The sequence below is a fragment of the Streptomyces kanasensis genome (assembly GCF_043077165.1).
In the GTDB taxonomy this organism is placed as follows: Bacteria; Actinomycetota; Actinomycetes; order Streptomycetales; family Streptomycetaceae; genus Streptomyces; species Streptomyces changanensis.
Genome location: NZ_JBIBSF010000010.1, coordinates 16,625 through 33,468 on the forward strand (window position 1 = coordinate 16,625; position 16,844 = coordinate 33,468).

A 16,844-nucleotide genomic window follows, 5' to 3' on the forward strand; every position below is an offset into this window, starting at 1 on the left:
TCACGCCTCCTTCGGTTCGATCGGGGCGGGTGCGCGGCGGGTGCGGCGCAGCGGCGGCTGCGCGCCCAGCCGCTTCGGGTCCAGGCCGGACCAGGGGTGCTGGCCGCCGAAGAACTTGCCGCGGGCCAGGATCGTCATCAGCGGCTTGGTGAAGAGGAACACCACCACGACGTCGAGGAGCGTGGTCAGGCCGAGCGTGAACGCGAATCCCTGGACCTTGCCGACGGTGACGATGAAGAGCACCGCGGCGGCGAGGAAGGACACGAAGTCCGAGACGAGGATGGTGCGGCGGGCGCGCGGCCAGGCGCGCTCGACGGCCGGGCGCAGCGTGCGGCCCTCGCGGATCTCGTCGCGGATGCGCTCGAAGTACACGATGAACGAGTCGGCGGTGATGCCGATCGCCACGATCGCGCCGCAGACGGCGGGCAGGTTCAGCGCGAAGCCGATGGCCGGGCCGAGCAGCGACATGATCGTGTAGGTGAGGACGGCGGACGCCCCCAGCGAGAGGATCGCGATCAGCGACAGGCCGCGGTAGTACGCCACCAGGTAGATGATGACGAGCGCGAGGCCGATCGCGCCGGCGATCAGGCCGGCCCGCAGCTGCTCGCCACCGAGGGCGGCGGTGACGGTGGTGACGGACTGCTCCTCGAAGGAGAGCGGCAGCGCACCGTACGACAGGATGTTGCCCAGGTCCTGGGCGGACTCCTGGTTGAAGCTGCCGGAGATCTCCGCCCGGCCGCCGGGGATGGCGGCGTCGACGGACGGCGCGGAGACGACCTCGCCGTCGAGGGCGATGGCGAAGCGGTTCTGCGGCTCGGGCTGGCTGGCGAGGCGGCCGGTGATCTCGGCGAACTCCTTCGCGCCCTTGCCGTTGAACTCCAGCTGCACGATCCAGATGCCGCGCTGGGAGTCGAGCACGCCCTTCGCGTCGTCGACCTCCTTGCCGTCCACCTCGGACGGGCCGAGGAGGTACTTCTCCCACTGGCCCAGGCCGTTTCGCCCACAGGCGACGGTGGGCTCGGTCGGCTTGGCGGACTTGCCCACGGAGGCGCGCTGCTTCGGGTCGGCGCAGTTGAGCGCCGCGAACTTCGCCTGGAGGCCGGCGTCGGCGGCCGGGTCGGCCGACGGCGAGACGGCCGGGGCGGGCAGCGTCGAGCCGCTCGGGCTCGGCGCGCCGGAGGGGCTGCCCGAGGGGCTGGGGGCCTTCTTCAGCGCGTCGGTCAGCGCGCGGCCCTGCGTGGTGGCGCTCGGGGACGGGGACGACCCCGGTGCGGTGGCCTTGTCACCCTCGTCCGTGCCGCCCTTGCCGGACGGGGACGCCGAGGGGCCGGGGCTGCCGGACGGGCCGGTGGAGGTGGAGGGCTCCGGCATGGCCGGTTCGCTGGCCGCGACGGCCACGACCGGGCGGAAGTACAGCTGGGCGGTGGTGCCCACCTGCTGGCGGGCCTGCTCCTCGTCGGTCCCCTTGGGGATGTTGACGATGATGTTGTCCGTGCCCTGCTTCTGGACCTCGGCCTCCTGGACGCCCAGACCGTTGACGCGGCGCTCGATGATGCCGATCGCCGTGTTCATGTTGGTCTCGTTGACGGCGTCTTCCTTGCCGGGCTCGGCCTCGGCCTTCAGCGTGATGGTCGTGCCACCCGCCAGGTCGATGCCGAGGCGCGGCGTGGTGTGACCGGACCAGAACATCCCGCCGGTGAGCGCGACCATCGCGATCAGGATGAGTGCCAGGGCACGCCCCGGCCTCCCCTGGCCCCCCGACGGCCTTCTGCCCTTCTTCGGTGCTGCCACCTTGTCGTTTCTCCCTGTCCAACCGCCCCGCGCCGGGTGTGCGCGGGGCGGCCACGAAGTGTGTGTGGGGACCTGCCCCCGCAGATGCACGATGTGGTCACGCGGTCAGGGGACCGGTCGGGCGCGTAGGCGCCCCGCGGTCCCCGTGCGTGACTACTTCGCGTCGGCCTCGCCGTCGGTCTTGCCGTCCTTGACGTCCCCCCGCGCGGTGTCGTCCGCGTCGGCCTTCTTCGTGAGGTCCGGCTTGGCGGTGTCCTCGGTGTCACCGGAGGCGGTGGCGTCACCGGCGGGCCGGACGAGCGAGGAGGCGTCGTCCGGCACGACCGGCAGGTCGCCGTCGCCGGCGTCCGCGCCCGTGTCGCCGTGGACGATGCGGTTGTACTCGTCGTCGTCGAGGACGGCGCCGATGGCGTTCTTGGCGTAGACGGCGTGCACGCCCGGTGCGACCTCGAGGAGGACGGTGTCGTCACCGACCTCCTTGACGGTGGCGTACATCCCCCCGATCGTGCGCACGCCGGTGCCGGGCTGCATCTGGTTCCGCATTTCCGCGGCCTGCTGCTGCTTCTTCTTCGCAGAGCGGGTCATCAGGAACATGGCCCCGATGAGCACAATGAAGGGGAGGAGGGTCAGAATGTCCACGGGACGGGATTCCTTCGCACGACCGCGCTGGTGAGCGGCCTGGTCTACGGGGGTGGGTACGCCGACCTGAAAGGGCGGCATCGGCGGAGTCTAGGCGAGTCCGCATCGATGGAACAACGCCCAGCATCGCACCGGGGTTCCTGGCGGTGCGAGTCTCCGCGCCGTCACGTCTCGAACAGCCCCGGCTGCCCGGTCGCCGGGCCCGCCGCCTGCGGTGGTGCGAGCCCGAGGTGGGCCCACGCGGCGGGGGTCGCGACCCGGCCCCGGGGGGTGCGGGCGAGCAGCCCCTCCCGTACGAGGAAGGGCTCGGCGACCTCCTCGACGGTCTCGCGCTCCTCCCCCACGGCCACGGCGAGGGTCGACAGGCCGACGGGCCCGCCGCCGAAGAGCTTCAGCAGGGCCTCCAGTACGGCGCGGTCCAGCCGGTCCAGGCCGCGCTCGTCCACCTCGTACACGCCGAGCGCGGTCGCCGCGATCTCCCGGGTGATCACGCCGTCGGCCCTGACCTGCGCGTAGTCGCGGACCCGGCGCAGCAGGCGGTTGGCGATGCGGGGGGTGCCGCGGGAGCGGCCGGCGATCTCGGCGGCGCCCTCGGCGTCGATCTCGACGTCGAGGAGGAGGGCCGAGCGGTGGACGACGCGTTCCAGCTCGGCGGGGGCGTAGAACTCCATGTGCCCGGTGAAGCCGAAACGGTCGCGCAGGGGCGGCGGGAGGAGTCCGGCCCGGGTCGTGGCGCCGACGAGGGTGAAGGGCGGCAGTTCGAGCGGGATGGCCGTGGCGCCCGGACCCTTGCCGACGATCACGTCGACGCGGAAGTCCTCCATGGCCATGTACAGCATCTCCTCGGCGGGCCGGGACATGCGGTGGATCTCGTCGAGGAAGAGGACCTCCCCCTCCTGGAGGGAGGAGAGGATCGCCGCGAGGTCGCCGGCGTGCTGGATGGCCGGACCGGAGGTGATGCGGATCGGGGCGCCCATCTCCGCCGCGATGATCATGGAGAGGGTCGTCTTGCCGAGGCCGGGGGCGCCGGAGAGCAGGACGTGGTCGGCGGTGGCACCGCGGGCACGGGCGGCCTTCAGGACGAGGTCGAGCTGCTCGCGGACCTTCTCCTGGCCGATGAACTCGTCCAGGTCCTTGGGGCGCAGCGCCGCCTCGACGGCCTGGTCGTCGCCGTCGGCGGACGCGCCGACGAGCCGCTCGGGGGCGGTGGCGTCGGTCGTCTCGTCCCAGTTCATGTGGTGTGCCTCGCGGTGTGGTGGTGGGGCTGCGGGGTCAGCGGGCCCGGTTCAGGGTCTGCAGGGCGGCCTTGAGCAGCCGGCCGACCTGCGGGTCGCCGTCGGCGGCCTCGGCCTGCGGGGTGACGGCGGTGACCGCCTCGTCGGCCTCGCGCGCGGCGTACCCGAGGCCGACGAGCGCCGCGTGGAGCTGGTCGCGCCAGCCGGGCGCGCCGGTCGGGGCGGCGCCGCCGGGGCGGACGGTGCCGAGGGGCTCGCCGAGCCGGTCCTTCAGCTCCAGCAGGAGCTTCTGGGCGCCCTTCTTGCCGATGCCGGGCACGGCCGTCAGCGCCTTCTCGTCACCGGAGGCGACGGCCGCGCGCAGGGCGTCCGGGGTGTGGACGGCGAGCATGGCCTGCGCGAGCCGGGGGCCGACGCCGCTGGCGGTCTGGAGGAGCTCGAAGACCTGCCGCTCGTCGTCGTCGGCGAAGCCGTAGAGGGTGAGGGAGTCCTCCCGGACGACCAACGACGTGTGCAGCCGTGCCTCCTGACCGATCCTCAGCGTGGAGAGGGTGTTCGGCGTGCACTGGACGGCCATGCCGACGCCGCCGACCTCGACGACTGCGGTCGTCGGGGCGAGGGCGGCGACCGGGCCGGTCACGAAGGCGATCATGCGGTACGGCCTTTCGACGCGAGCTGTGCGGCGACCGCCTGCTGGAGGCGGTTCTGGGCGGGGGCGCGCCAGATGTGGCAGATGGCGAGGGCGAGGGCGTCGGCGGCGTCGGCGGGCTTCGGCGGTGCGGCGAGCCGCAGGAGCCGGGTGACCATGGCGCCGACCTGCGCCTTGTCGGCGCGGCCGCTGCCGGTGACGGCGGCCTTGACCTCGCTGGGGGTGTGCAGGGCGACGGGGATGCCGCGCCGGGAGGCGCAGAGCATGGCGACGGCGCTGGCCTGGGCGGTGCCCATGACGGTGCGGACGTTGTGCTGGCTGAAGACCCGCTCGACGGCGACCAGTTCGGGCCGGTGCTCGTCGAGCCACTCCTCGAGGCCGCGCTCGATGGCGACGAGCCGGTGGCCGATGTCGGCGTCGGCGGGCGTGCGGACGACGCCGACGCCGAGCATGGTGAGGGGCCGGCCGGCGACCCCTTCGACGACGCCGACGCCGCAGCGGGTCAGGCCCGGGTCCACCCCCAGAACACGCATGTGGCCCCTCCCCTTGTGTCTGTCGTTCCTCGGGTCCGTCGCGGTCCACCGGTCCGTCGGCCCCGGTGGGCCTATCGGCTCCGTCGGTCCCGTCGGCCCCGGCGTTCCGGCGCGGGCGGCCGTCGCGTCCGTGTGGAACGGCCGGCCGGCGCCCTCGCCTTCGAGGCGGTGGTCGCGGTTGGCCAGGGTAACCGCTGCCTCCGACAACGCGACGGGCCGACGGGGGTGTGTCCCGTCGGCCCGTCGCGTCGGGCGCCGTCGCGCCGTGGGTCAGGCGTCGACCTTCGCCATCACGTCGTCCGAGACGTCGAAGTTGGCGAAGACGTTCTGCACGTCGTCGCTGTCCTCCAGCGCGTCGATCAGCTTGAAGATCTTGCGCGCGCCCTCCTCGTCCAGCTCGACCTGCATGGTCGGGACGAAGTTGGCGTCGGCCGAGTCGTAGTCGATGCCGGCCTCCTGCAGGGCGGTGCGGACCGCGACCAGGTCGGTGGCCTCGCTGATCACCTCGAAGGTGTCACCGAGGTCGTTGACCTCCTCCGCGCCGGCGTCGAGGACCGCGCCGAGCACGTCGTCCTCGGTCAGCTCGCCCTTGGGGACGATCACCACGCCCTTGCGGTGGAAGAGGTACGACACCGAGCCCGGGTCGGCCATCGAGCCGCCGTTGCGGGTCATGGCGACGCGCACGTCGGAGGCGGCGCGGTTGCGGTTGTCCGTGAGGCACTCGATGAGCACCGCGACGCCGTTCGGGCCGTAGCCCTCGTACATGATCGTCTCGTAGTCGGCGCCACCGGCCTCCAGGCCGGCGCCGCGCTTGACCGCGGAGTCGATGTTCTTGTTCGGCACCGAGCTCTTCTTGGCCTTCTGGATGGCGTCGAAGAGGGTCGGGTTGCCGTCCGGGTCGGCACCGCCGGTACGGGCCGCGACCTCGATGTTCTTGATCAGCTTCGCGAAGAGCTTGCCGCGCTTGGCGTCGATCACGGCCTTCTTGTGCTTCGTCGTAGCCCATTTAGAGTGGCCGGACATCTGCCTGTCTCCTTCGCGTAACCCAATTCAGAACGAACCACCGGCGATCCTACCGGGATCTCATCAGAGCGCGGCGCGCACCATGTCGACGAACAGGGCGTGCAGCCGGTGGTCCCCGGTGAGCTCGGGGTGGAACGAGGTGGCGAGCGCGTTGCCCTGGCGCACCGCGACGATGTGGCCGTCGTACCGGGCGAGGACCTCGGTGGAGGCACCGACGGACTCGACCCACGGGGCGCGGATGAAGACGCCCTCCACGGGGCCGCCCTCGACACCGGTCACGTCGACGCGCGCCTCGAAGGACTCGTTCTGCCGCCCGAAGGCGTTGCGGCGGACGATCATGTCGATGCCGCCGAGCGTCTCCTGACCCGAGCGCGGGTCGAGGATCTTGTCGGCGAGCATGATGAGCCCGGCGCAGGTGCCGTAGACGGGCATGCCGGCCGCGACGCGCCCGCGCAGCGGCTCCATCATGCCGAAGAGGTGCGCCAGCTTGGAGATGGTCGTGGACTCGCCGCCCGGGATGACCAGTCCGTCGACCTCGGCGAGCTCTTCGGGGCGCCGGACCGGCCTGGCCACGACGTCCGCCGCGGCCAGGGCGATCAGGTGCTCCCGGATGTCGCCCTGGAGGGCCAGGACGCCGACGACGGGGGTGTTGCCCATGGGTGTTACCAGCCCCGGTTCGCGTAGCGCTCGGCCTCGGGCAGGGTGTCGCAGTTGATGCCCACCATGGCCTCGCCCAGGTTGCGGGACGCGTCGGCGATGATCTTCGGGTCGTCGTAGAAGGTGGTGGCCTTCACGATGGCGGCGGCGCGCTTGGCCGGGTCGCCGGACTTGAAGATGCCGGAGCCGACGAAGACGCCCTCGGCGCCGAGCTGGCGCATGAGCGCGGCGTCGGCCGGGGTGGCGACGCCACCGGCGGAGAACAGCACGACCGGCAGCTTGCCGAGCTCGGCGACCTCCTTGACCAGCTCGTACGGGGCGCGCAGCTCCTTGGCGGCGGCGAACAGCTCGTTGTTGTCGTAGCCGCGCAGCCGGGCGATCTCGTTCTTGATCTGGCGCAGGTGGCGGACGGCCTCCACGACGTTGCCCGTGCCGGCCTCGCCCTTGGAGCGGATCATGGCCGCGCCCTCGGCGATGCGGCGCAGGGCCTCGCCGAGGTTGGTGGCGCCGCAGACGAACGGGGTGGTGAAGGCCCACTTGTCGGAGTGGTTGACCTCGTCGGCCGGGGTGAGGACCTCGGACTCGTCGATGTAGTCGACGCCGAGGGACTGCAGGACCTGCGCCTCGACGAAGTGGCCGATGCGGGACTTGGCCATGACGGGGATCGAGACGGCCTCGATGATGCCCTCGATCATGTCCGGGTCGGACATGCGGGCGACGCCGCCGTCCTTGCGGATGTCGGCGGGCACCCGCTCCAGGGCCATGACGGCGACGGCACCGGCGTCCTCGGCGATCTTCGCCTGCTCCGGCGTGACGACGTCCATGATCACGCCGCCCTTGAGCTGCTCCGCCATGCCGCGCTTCACGCGGGCGGTGCCGGTCTCGGGGGACTGCGGGGTGGTGGTGGGCGTGGTGGACACGAAGACCTCACTCGGGCATACGGGGCGGGTACGACGACCCGGGGACAACACAGGCGAGGAAACACGCCCCACCCAGTCCACAGCAAGGGCCAATGGTGAGGTGGTGGCTCGTTTTGTGGGAACGCCCGGCGTCCGGGCCGCGGCGCGGCGGATGCGGATGCGGCCGGGGCGCGGTCCACCGGCCGCCCGGGTACCCGGCGCCGGCCCGGCGACGCGCCCGCCCGGGCCCCGCACCCGACGCGCGACGCGCGGAGCCCCGGCCCCGCGCCGTCCGGCGCGCGCGCGGCCGACCGGCCGACGCGGGCCCGACGGGAGTGCCCGCCACGGGTGCCGCTCGTACGCCCTCAGGCCGCCCGGTCCGCGAGGGCCACCGGCGGCTCGTCGTCCATCTCGAACGCCAACGGGAACGGCGCGTGCCCCGCGAGCCGGAACCACCGCACCGTACGGTGCCTGCGCAGCGCCCGGGCCGCGCGCACGGCGTCGTTGTGGAACCGGCGGGCCATCGGCACCCGGCGCACCGCCGCGGCCAGTTCGCCGGCCGCCTCGTCGCCGCCGGGCACCTCCCGTACGGCCTCCATCTGCTCCGGCTCGCCGAACACCGCGCGCAGCGCCTGGCTCAGCTCGCTCTCGGCGACCTCCCGCTGCTCCTCCTCGGCCTGCCGGGCCGCGTGGGCGGCCTGGTAGAGGACGATCGACGCCGCCGGGTCGAGGATCCCGGCGGTGGCCAGCTCCTGGGCGACCGAGGCGCGGCGCAGCAACTGGGCGTCGAGCGCGGCGCGTGCGGCGTCGATGCGGGCGTGCAGCCGGTCGAGCCGCCCCGCGGTCCAGCTCAGGTACAGGCCGATCGCGACGAGGGCGACGGCGATCCAGATCAGCGTTACGGTCACGGGCCGAAGGCTACCGGGGCGGCCGCGCCGGCCCCTCCCCCGTCCGCGGGGCGCCCCCGCCCGGCGGCATCGTGCCCTCCCACACGGACCGGTCGTGGGCGAACAGCACCCGCCCCGGGGCGAAGTCGGCCAGCCGGTCGAGCCAGCGCGGGTGGGGCGGCCGGTCGGTGCCGGGGGCGTCGAGCCCGGCCCGGCGGGCCATCTCGTCGGAGGCGAACTCCGACGCGAAGTCCCGGGCCTGCCCGGCGAGGACGGTCGTCCCCCCGGCGCCGGACACCACCAGCGACTGGTGGCCCTCGGTGTGCCCGGGGGTCGGGACGACGCTCACGCCGGGCCACACCTCGGCCTCGCCGTCGAGCTCCTCGTACCGGGCGCCGGGGTGGTCCACCAGGGCGTCGATGGTGTGGCCGCCCGCCCGGGCGGTGGCGAGTTCCGTGCGCTGCACGAGCACGGGGCGCCCGGCCAGTGCGGGGTTGCCCCCGCAGTGGTCGAAGTGGAGGTGGCAGTTGACCACGAGCCGGACGTCCCCGGGCGCGGCCCCCACGCCGGCGAGCGCGGCCCGCAGGTCCCGCCGCCGGGGCCGGTAGTGTGCCTCGGCCTCCGGGTCGCCCGCCCCGATGCCGGTGTCGAACAGCAGCAGGCCCGCCTCGTGGCGCACGAGGTAGGCCAGGACCGGCTCCACCCGCGGCAGGCCGGTGCCGGTCTCCACCGCGGGCCGTACGAAGTACCCCAGGTCCAGCCGGTGGACGATCGTGTCCGCCGCCATCGCGGCACCCCCCTCAATCGCGTGCCAGCCCCCAGCGCGCCAGCAGACCCGTGGTCCGCTCGTCGGTCGCGACGGAGGCGGCACCGTCGGTGACGGTCTCGTACACCGCCAGGATGTCCGCCCCGACCGTCGACCAGTCGAAGCGCCGTACGTGCGCGCTGCCCCGCGCGCTGAGCTCCGCGCGGCGCGGCGCGTCGTCGAGGAGGCGGACCGCCGCGTCGGCGAGGGCGTCGGCGTCCTCGTTGGCGAAGAGCTCACCGGCCGCGCCCCGGTCCAGGACCTGGGCGAACGCGTCGAGGTCGCTGGCGAGCACGGGCGCGCCCGCCGACAGGGCCTCGACGAGGATGATGCCGAAGCTCTCGCCGCCGGTGTTGGGCGCCACGTACACGTCCACGCTGCGCAGCAGCCGTGCCTTGTCCTCGTCGCTGACCATGCCGAGGAACTCCACGCGCTCGCGCATCTCGGCGGGCAGGGACGCCACGGCCTCCTCCTCGTCGCCCCGGCCGGCGACCAGCAGCCGCGTGTCGGGACGGGCGTCGAGGATGCGCGGGAGCGCCTTCATCAGGACGGGGAGCCCCTTGCGCGGCTCGTCGATGCGGCCGATGAAGCCGAGTGTGCCCCCCTGCCAGGCGGCCTTCGGCTCGGCGCGGGCGAAGAAGTCGACGTCCACGCCGTTGGGGATGACGACGGCGTCACCGCCGAGGTGCTCCACCAGCGTGCGCCGGGCGTACTCGCTCACCGCGATCCGCGCGCGGATCTTCTCCAGCGCGGGCTGGAGGATCGGGTACGCGGCGATCATCGCGCGCGAGCGGGGGTTCGACGTGTGGAACGTGGCGACGATCGGTCCCTGCGCGGCCCAGCAGGCGAGCAGGCCCAGGGACGGCGACGCCGGCTCGTGGATGTGGATGACGTCGAAGGTGCCCTCGTGCAGCCACCGCCGCACCCGCGCCGCCGACAGGAACCCGAAGTTCAGCCGGGCCACGGAGCCGTTGTACGGGACGGGGACGGCCCGGCCGGCCGAGACCACGTACGGCGGCAGCGGCGTCCCGTCGTCGGCCGGGGCGAGCACCGAGACGTGGTGGCCGAGGCGGATCAGGTGCTCGGCCAGGTCGCGGATGTGGAACTGGACGCCGCCCGGGACGTCCCACGAGTAGGGGCAGACGATGCCGATCCTCACGCGGGGCCCCCGGGGGTCTCCAGGTCGGCGAGCCACAGCCGCTGCAGCATGTGCCAGTCCTCCGGGTGCTCGGCGATCCCGCCGGCGAAGGCGTCGGCCAGCGCCTGGGTCATCACGGCGGTCTTCTCGGCGCGCGTGCCCGAGGCGGGCACGTCCACCGGAGGGTGGATCTGTCCCCGCATCGTCGACGCGTCGTCGTACCAGAGCGTGGCGGCCAGCAGCAGCGCGCCGGTCTGCTGGGCGAGCAGCGCGGGCCCGGCGGGCATCCGTGCCCGCTCGCCGAAGAAGTCGACCTCGACGCCGGACGCCGACAGGTCGCGGTCCGCGACGAGGCACACCAGCCCGCCGGAGCGCAGCCGCCGGGCGAGCGCGCCGAAGGCGCTGCCGCCGGTGTGCGGGATCACCTCCATGCCCAGCGACTCGCGGTACGCCACGAACCGGTCGTACAGCGACTCGGGCTCCAGCCGCTCGGCGACCGTCGTGAACGGCACGCCGAGCGCCCGGGTCGCCCACACGCCGGCGAGGTCCCAGTTGGCGAGGTGCGGGAGCGCCAGGACGACGCCCCGGCCGGCCGCGAGGGTGTCGGTCAGGCGGTCGATGTCCTTGATGTCGACGGCCCGGCGCACCTGCTCCTCGCTCCACGTCGGCAGCCGGAAGGACTCCATCCAGTACCGCATGTACGAGCGCATCCCGGCGCGGGAGAGCTCCGCGAGGCGCTGCGGGGTCGCGTCGGGCACGACCCGGGCCAGGTTCGCCTCCAGCCGCAGCACGCCCTTGCCGCGCCGCCTCCACGCCGTGTCGGCGATGCGCTGCCCGAGCGCGGCGGCGACGGGCGCGGGGAGCTTCTTCACCGTGCTCCAGCCCGCCCCGTAGAGCGCGTCTGTCAGCCGGTCCCTCATCGCGCTCATGACGTGGCCTCGCTCCCCCTCGGAGTACTTCCGCCGGCGTCGGCCTCCGCGGCCTCGCGGCGGACCGTGACGACCCGCTGCCCCAGGGTCACCGCGCTGCCGACGGCCACCACCCACAGGGCGACGGGCAGCAGGATCTTGACGCCGGGCACGCCGAAGGCGTGCAGGCCGGCGAGTCCGGCGGCGACCAGCGACACGACGAGCCGCTCGGCCCGCTCGACCAGGCCGTTCACCGCGACGGGCAGCCCGATCGACTCTCCCCGCGCCTTCGTGTACGACACGACCTGCCCGCTGGCCAGGCAGAAGATGGACACCGCGCACAGCACGTCGTCATCACCGGCGCCGGCGTACCAGAGCGCGAAGCCGCCGAAGACGGCTCCGTCGGCGACGCGGTCCAGCGTGGAGTCGAGGAACGCGCCCCACCGGCTGGACACACCGGCCTGACGTGCCATGTTGCCGTCGACGAGGTCGGAGAACACGAACAGCGTGATCACGATCGTGCCCCAGAAGAACTCCCCGCGCGGGAAGAAGACCAGCGCTCCCGCCACGACGCCCGCGGTACCCACGAGCGTCACCGCGTCGGGGGTCACCCCGCGGCGGAGGAGAAACGCGGCGAACGGTGTGAGAACACGCGTGAAGAACGCACGCGCGTACTTGTTCAGCATGGCCTTCCCGAGGGGTAGGTGGCCGGGCGGCCCCTTCGGCCACCGGCTGGCCCATCGTAGCCACGGACCGTGCCGGCAAACCCCCGGGCACCCGCGGCAGCCCTCCGACGTCGGTCGATGTCCGACGTATGGACGCAGCCCCGGAGGGGTGGAAAGCTCGAAGGACGACCGCGGGCACCGCCGGAGCCGACCCGCCCGGGCCGGGGCCGCCGCGCCCCCACCCCGCTCCCCATGACGAGCCCGCGCCCCCCACCTCACCGTCCACCAGCGATCGGGAGGAAGAACCATGGGCGACAAGGCGAACACCCACCTCGGGGCCGCCGGCAGGGCGGCTACGGCCGACCAGCCCCCATCCATCAGGAACGTGGTGCTGGTCGGCCACAGCGGATCCGGCAAGACCACCCTCGTCGAGGCTCTCGCGCTCACCGCGGGTGCCGTCAACCGGGCGGGGCGCGTGGAGGACGGCTCCACCCTCTCCGACCACGACGAGATCGAACACCGCAGGCAGCGGTCGGTACAGCTCTCCCTCGTCCCCGTCGAGTGGGACGGTTGCAAGATCAACCTCCTCGACGCCCCCGGCTACGCGGACTTCGTCGGCGAGCTCCGCGCCGGACTGCGGGCCGCCGACGCGGCGCTCTTCGTCGTCTCGGCCGCCCAGGAGGAGGGCGCCGTCGCCGGTTCGACCCGGCTGATCTGGGAGGAGTGCGCGGCCGTCGGCATGCCCCGCGCGATCGTCGTCACCCACCTCGACACCGCGCGCACCGACTACGAGCAGCTCACCCGCGTCTGCGGCGAGCTCTTCGGCGGCGACGACCCCGACGCCGTCCTCCCGCTCTACCTCCCCGTCCTCGGCCCGGAGGCCGCCGACGGGCACGCCCCCGCCACCGGCCTCGTCGGCCTCCTCACCCGCCGGATCTTCGACTACTCCACCGGCGAGCGGCGCGAGGACCCTCCGGACGACGCGCAGCTCCCCCTGATCGAGGAGGCCCGCAACCGGCTCATCGAGGGCATCATCGCGGAGAGCGAGGACGAGACCCTCATGGACCGCTACCTCGCCGGGGAGGACATCGACCTCAAGACGCTCGTCGAGGACCTGGAGAAGGCCGTCGCCCGGGGCAGCTTCCACCCCGTGCTCGCCGCCGCGCCCGCCGCCCCGGGCGGCCGGCAGGGCCTGGGCACCGTGGAACTCCTCGACCTGATCACCCGCGGCTTCCCCACACCGCTGGAGCGCCCCGCCCCCGGGGTCACCACCCCGCGCGGCGAGCCCCGCCCCGCCCTGTCCTGCGACCCGGACGGCCCGCTGGCCGCGGAGGTCGTCAAGACCACGTCCGACCCGTACGTCGGCCGCATCTCCCTGGTCCGCGTCTTCTCCGGCACGCTCCGCCCCGACGAGACGGTCCACGTCTCCGGCCACGGCCTCGCCGACCGCGGTCACGAGGACCACGACGTCGACGAGCGCGTCGGCTCCCTGTTCTCCCCGTTCGGCAAGCAGCAGCGCCCGATGGACCACTGCGTCGCGGGCGACCTCGCCTGCGTCGCCAAGCTCTCCCGCGCCGAGACCGGCGACACCCTGTCGGCCAAGGACGACCCGCTCCTCATGGAGCCCTGGAGCATGCCCGACCCGCTGCTGCCCCTGGCCATCCAGGCCCGCAGCAAGGCCGACGAGGACAAGCTCTCCCAGGGGCTGGCGCGGCTCGCCGCCGAGGACCCCACCATGCGCCTGGAGCAGAACCCGGACACCCACCAGGTCGTCCTGTGGTGCCTCGGCGAGGCGCACGTGGACGTCGCCCTCGAACGGCTGCGCGGCCGTTACGGCGTCCAGGTCGACGCCGTGCCCCACCGGGTCGCGCTCCGCGAGACCTTCGGCGCCCCCGCCACCGCGCGCGGACGCCACGTCAAGCAGTCCGGCGGGCACGGCCAGTTCGCCATCTGCGACATCGAGGTGGAGCCCCTGCCGCCCGGCTCCGGCATCGAGTTCGTCGACAAGGTCGTCGGTGGCGCCGTGCCGCGGCAGTTCATCCCGTCGGTGGAGAAGGGCGTCCGCGCCCAGGCCGCCCGCGGCGTCGCCGCCGGGTACCCCCTCGTCGACGTCCGCGTCACCCTGGTCGACGGCAAGGCGCACTCGGTGGACTCCTCCGACGCCGCCTTCCAGACCGCCGGCGCCCTGGCCCTGCGCGAGGCCGCCGCGGGCATCCCCGTCAACCTGCTGGAGCCCGTCGCCGAGGTCCGCGTCCTCGTCCCGGACGAGTACGTCGGTCCCGTCATGAGCGACCTCTCCGGCCGCCGCGGGCGCGTCGTCGGCACCGAGCAGGCCGGCCCCGGGCGGACCCTCGTCCGCGCCGAGGTGCCCGAGCTGGAGATCGGCCGGTACGCCGTCGACCTCCGCTCCCTCGCCCACGGCACGGGCCGTTTCGGCCGCTCCTACGCACGCCACGAGGCCATGCCGCCGCACGTCGCCGACCGGCTGCGCAAGGAGGAACCCGAGCGGGCCGCCCGCTGACCGGGCCGGGCCGTCCGCCGGTCCCCTCCCGGCGGGCGGCCTTCGGCTGTCCCGGTTCCCACTGACGCGCGGGCCGACTCCCCGATAGGCTGGAGCGCCCCACTCAGCAGGTGTGCGACACGGTCGAGTTGGGCAGGGCCGCAGTGCGGGGTCAGGAATGCGGCACGGCACGTGCGTCGATGGGGGCGAAGGCGACAATGGACAGTTTCGGTCCCGGGGCACAGGTCCCGCTCCAGGGCTCGGCCGGACAGGCGGTGGCCACGAACGCCCTGGCCTCCGCCGCGTACCGCGACAGCCCGGTCGACGACATCCTCAAGGCGAACAACGCCTGGTACGAGTCGACCGTCAAGAAGGGGAAGTTCTCCCTCTTCGAACCCAACCTGGGCGAGGCGTTCTCCCGGGCCGTGGTGGCCCGCATGCTCGGCGGCGCCCGCAAGCCGGTCATCCAGTCCTTCGGCACCGACCCGCAGCCGGTCGTCGAGCACTGCCTCGCCGCCAACCGCATCCGCAAGGAGCGGGACCTGCGCCTGACACTCATCACCCTGCTCTGCGGCGTGGTGTTCCTCCCCGGCCTGCTCCTGTGGCTGGTCGTCTTCCAGATCCGCCGCTCGCTGGCCGGCGCCGCCAACAAGCGGGCCGGCGCCGCCGGCACCACCCTCCTCGTCGGCGTCGGCATGCTCGCCGTGCTGGCCCTGTGGAAGCTGCCGCTGGACGGTTTCTGGCCGCTGTACGTACGGGCCGCGATCATCGCGCCGGTGGCCGGCTGGTTCCTCGCCAAGCACGTCTGCGAGACGACCGCCCGCGACCTGCGGACCCGCTGGGAGGCGCTGCTGAGCGGGGGCGGCGTCGCCGCGAAGATCCCCGAGGCCGTCCCGCAGAGCCCCGGTGAGACCGCCGCCGAGGAGCTGCGCCAGTCCCTGGAGAAGCTCACCGCCGAGCAGCGCTCCAACATCGTCTTCTACGCCGGCCCGCGCGGCATACTCGGCATGGGCACGCGCTGGGGCGGCTGGCACCTCGCGGAGGAACTGAAGCCCCGCGACGGCAAGGAGATCCACGCCTTCCGCACCTGGGACGTCATACGGCCCATCCACGACCAGCTGAAGCTGCTCGAACGCGGCTCGCTGAAGACGGGCTTCCCCAGCCCGTCCGTCCACCACTGGGTCGTGGTGCCCGTCGGCGACGGCGCCAAGGAGGTCGCCCGCCCCGACGGCGAGGACGTGGTCATGTACCAGGTCAAGCCGCACGAGATCCAGCGCATCTGCAACGAGAACCAGTTCGGCAAGGGCAACCGCCACTACCTGGGCGTGCAGTTCGTCCTGTGGGACGGCCAGCTGGTCCTGACGATGCTCGTCACGGTCACCGCCCTGCTCCACACGCTGCGCATCGAGGTCTCGGGGCACGCGCTCGGCCCCGTCCACTCCCTCTTCACGAGCAAGCCCGCCGCGAAGACCCGGGAGGTCTCCAAGACCGTCCGCTTCTGGGAGACCCGCGAGATCAAGCTCCCCCTCGTGGAGACCAACGAGGTCGTGCGGCTGGCCGTCCGCGCCCCGCTCACGTGGTTCCCGCCGGTCCTCGAGTTCCTCGGCGGCAAGCTCGTCCTGCCCGAGCCCTTCGGTCTGCGGCACGCCTGGGCGGAGCCGCCGTGGAAGCACCGCTTCATGGCGGACGACGTCATCCGCGCCTCCACGCCCGTCATGCGCGCCGTGCACGCCGCGACGGTCAGGATGCTCGACGAGCACGGCGTGGACACCAGCTCGCTCGCCGGCAGCAACTTCACCGCCGACCCGGCACCCCGGAAGGCCGACGTGTACGACGCCTGACCCGCGGAGCGGGCCCCGGGGCGCGGGGACGCCGCCGGGGCCGGCGGTCGCACGCCGGCCGGGCCCGGCTCAGGCCCCCGGCCACGCGTCGGCGAGCATCCGGCGGGTGTCGCCGAGCAGCTGCGGCAGCACCTTGGTGCCGGCGATGGCGGGCATGAAGTTGGTGTCGCCGCCCCACCGGGGCACGATGTGCTGGTGCAGGTGGGCGGCGATCCCGGCGCCCGCCGCGCTGCCCTGGTTCATGCCGATGTTGAACCCGTGCGCGCCGGAGGCCGTGCGCAGCGCCGTCATCGCCTGCTTGGTCAGCAGCGCCAGCTCGGCGGTCTCGGCGTCGTCCAGCTCCGTGTAGTCGGCGACGTGCCGGAACGGCACGACCATGAGGTGCCCGCCGTTGTACGGGTACAGGTTGAGGACGGCGTACACCGACGCGCCCCGGGCGACGATCAGGCCGTCCTCGTCGGACTTGGCCGGGATCGTGCAGAACGGACAGCCGTCGTCGGCGCCGGGGCCGGTCGGCTTGTTCTCCCCCTGGATGTACGCCATCCGGTGGGGCGTCCACAGGCGCTGGAACGCGTCAGGCGTCCCGACTCCGATCTGCTGCTCCGGCTCAGTCGTCATGCGGGCCAGCATATTCGCTGGACGTGACGGCGGAAGCGCCGAGGGGCGGCCCCGGT

The 16,844-nt window shown here is 73.5% G+C and carries 16 protein-coding genes; 2 read left to right on the forward strand and 14 right to left on the reverse strand.

Translation table 11 applies throughout. From position 1 onward, the window contains the following. The 13 genes from secD to pgsA all read right to left on the reverse strand — a co-directional run bounded on the left by secD (position 1) and on the right by pgsA (position 11,850). Positions 1-1,791, reverse strand: coding sequence for a protein translocase subunit SecD (gene secD / locus ACF053_RS23570; RefSeq protein ID WP_391955770.1), 1,791 nt, complete (start codon positions 1,789-1,791; stop codon positions 1-3). Between the two features lie 153 nt (positions 1,792-1,944). After that, positions 1,945-2,430: a preprotein translocase subunit YajC gene (yajC, locus tag ACF053_RS23575; protein ID WP_391955771.1), complete on the reverse strand. Its 486-nt coding sequence runs from the start codon at positions 2,428-2,430 to the stop codon at positions 1,945-1,947. Between the two features lie 164 nt (positions 2,431-2,594). Continuing rightward, positions 2,595-3,665, reverse strand: coding sequence for a Holliday junction branch migration DNA helicase RuvB (gene ruvB, locus ACF053_RS23580; protein WP_391955772.1), 1,071 nt, complete (start codon positions 3,663-3,665; stop codon positions 2,595-2,597). Positions 3,666-3,702: 37 nt separating this feature from the next. Further along, entirely contained in the window at positions 3,703-4,317 is a 615-nt protein-coding gene (gene ruvA / locus ACF053_RS23585; protein WP_391955773.1) for a Holliday junction branch migration protein RuvA, read from the reverse strand. Next, a complete protein-coding gene (gene ruvC / locus ACF053_RS23590; RefSeq protein ID WP_391955774.1) occupies positions 4,314-4,847 on the reverse strand; it encodes a crossover junction endodeoxyribonuclease RuvC in 534 nt (177 codons plus the stop codon). The genes ruvA and ruvC overlap by 4 nt, the downstream gene beginning before the upstream one ends. A gap of 270 nt (positions 4,848-5,117) precedes the next feature. After that, positions 5,118-5,870 carry a YebC/PmpR family DNA-binding transcriptional regulator gene (locus ACF053_RS23595; protein WP_257375332.1) on the reverse strand — a complete coding sequence of 251 codons (753 nt, stop codon included), beginning with the start codon at positions 5,868-5,870 and terminating at the stop codon, positions 5,118-5,120. A gap of 63 nt (positions 5,871-5,933) precedes the next feature. Continuing rightward, positions 5,934-6,527 carry a pyridoxal 5'-phosphate synthase glutaminase subunit PdxT gene (pdxT, locus tag ACF053_RS23600; RefSeq protein ID WP_391955775.1) on the reverse strand — a complete coding sequence of 198 codons (594 nt, stop codon included), beginning with the start codon at positions 6,525-6,527 and terminating at the stop codon, positions 5,934-5,936. Positions 6,528-6,532: 5 nt separating this feature from the next. Continuing rightward, entirely contained in the window at positions 6,533-7,447 is a 915-nt protein-coding gene (gene pdxS / locus ACF053_RS23605; RefSeq protein WP_058942960.1) for a pyridoxal 5'-phosphate synthase lyase subunit PdxS, read from the reverse strand. Positions 7,448-7,791: 344 nt separating this feature from the next. After that, positions 7,792-8,334, reverse strand: coding sequence for a hypothetical protein (locus tag ACF053_RS23610; RefSeq protein WP_391955776.1), 543 nt, complete (start codon positions 8,332-8,334; stop codon positions 7,792-7,794). A 10-nt stretch (positions 8,335-8,344) separates the two neighbouring features. After that, the gene (locus ACF053_RS23615; RefSeq protein ID WP_391955777.1) at positions 8,345-9,100 is read right to left on the reverse strand and encodes an N-acyl homoserine lactonase family protein; all 756 of its coding nucleotides are present in this window, start codon (positions 9,098-9,100) and stop codon (positions 8,345-8,347) included. A gap of 13 nt (positions 9,101-9,113) precedes the next feature. Then, positions 9,114-10,277 carry a glycosyltransferase family 4 protein gene (locus tag ACF053_RS23620; RefSeq protein ID WP_391955778.1) on the reverse strand — a complete coding sequence of 388 codons (1,164 nt, stop codon included), beginning with the start codon at positions 10,275-10,277 and terminating at the stop codon, positions 9,114-9,116. Continuing rightward, positions 10,274-11,185, reverse strand: coding sequence for a phosphatidylinositol mannoside acyltransferase (locus ACF053_RS23625; protein WP_391955779.1), 912 nt, complete (start codon positions 11,183-11,185; stop codon positions 10,274-10,276). Before ACF053_RS23625 ends, ACF053_RS23620 begins: the two co-directional genes overlap by 4 nt. After that, the gene (gene pgsA, locus ACF053_RS23630; protein WP_391955780.1) at positions 11,182-11,850 is read right to left on the reverse strand and encodes a phosphatidylinositol phosphate synthase; all 669 of its coding nucleotides are present in this window, start codon (positions 11,848-11,850) and stop codon (positions 11,182-11,184) included. Before pgsA ends, ACF053_RS23625 begins: the two co-directional genes overlap by 4 nt. 286 nt (positions 11,851-12,136) lie before the next feature. On the opposite strand from pgsA, the gene ACF053_RS23635 reads away from it, so the two are divergent. Together ACF053_RS23635 and ACF053_RS23640 are read left to right on the forward strand one after the other, a co-directional pair. Continuing rightward, positions 12,137-14,350, forward strand: a complete 2,214-nt coding sequence (locus tag ACF053_RS23635) for an elongation factor G-like protein EF-G2 (protein ID WP_391955781.1) — start codon at positions 12,137-12,139, stop codon at positions 14,348-14,350. Positions 14,351-14,547: 197 nt separating this feature from the next. Further along, a complete protein-coding gene (locus ACF053_RS23640; RefSeq protein WP_391955782.1) occupies positions 14,548-16,170 on the forward strand; it encodes a hypothetical protein in 1,623 nt (540 codons plus the stop codon). A gap of 69 nt (positions 16,171-16,239) precedes the next feature. Here ACF053_RS23640 and ACF053_RS23645 read toward each other — a convergent pair whose 3' ends face one another. Then, positions 16,240-16,800, reverse strand: coding sequence for an HIT family protein (locus tag ACF053_RS23645; RefSeq protein WP_391955783.1), 561 nt, complete (start codon positions 16,798-16,800; stop codon positions 16,240-16,242). Positions 16,801-16,844 lie beyond the last annotated feature (44 nt).

Excerpts from the sequence above, each read along its gene's own strand:
- ruvA (WP_391955773.1), bottom strand. The coding sequence starts at position 4,317 with ATGATCGCCTTCGTGACCGGCCCGGTCGCCGCCCTCGCCCCGACGACC.
- ACF053_RS23625 (WP_391955779.1), bottom strand. The coding sequence starts at position 11,185 with ATGAGCGCGATGAGGGACCGGCTGACAGACGCGCTCTACGGGGCGGGC.
- pgsA (WP_391955780.1), bottom strand. The coding sequence starts at position 11,850 with ATGCTGAACAAGTACGCGCGTGCGTTCTTCACGCGTGTTCTCACACCG.
- ACF053_RS23635 (WP_391955781.1), top strand. The coding sequence starts at position 12,137 with ATGGGCGACAAGGCGAACACCCACCTCGGGGCCGCCGGCAGGGCGGCT.
- ruvC (WP_391955774.1), bottom strand. The coding sequence starts at position 4,847 with ATGCGTGTTCTGGGGGTGGACCCGGGCCTGACCCGCTGCGGCGTCGGC.
- ACF053_RS23645 (WP_391955783.1), bottom strand. The coding sequence starts at position 16,800 with ATGCTGGCCCGCATGACGACTGAGCCGGAGCAGCAGATCGGAGTCGGG.
- ACF053_RS23640 (WP_391955782.1), top strand. The coding sequence starts at position 14,548 with ATGGACAGTTTCGGTCCCGGGGCACAGGTCCCGCTCCAGGGCTCGGCC.
- ruvB (WP_391955772.1), bottom strand. The coding sequence starts at position 3,665 with ATGAACTGGGACGAGACGACCGACGCCACCGCCCCCGAGCGGCTCGTC.
- pdxT (WP_391955775.1), bottom strand. The coding sequence starts at position 6,527 with ATGGGCAACACCCCCGTCGTCGGCGTCCTGGCCCTCCAGGGCGACATC.
- ACF053_RS23615 (WP_391955777.1), bottom strand. The coding sequence starts at position 9,100 with ATGGCGGCGGACACGATCGTCCACCGGCTGGACCTGGGGTACTTCGTA.
- ACF053_RS23595 (WP_257375332.1), bottom strand. The coding sequence starts at position 5,870 with ATGTCCGGCCACTCTAAATGGGCTACGACGAAGCACAAGAAGGCCGTG.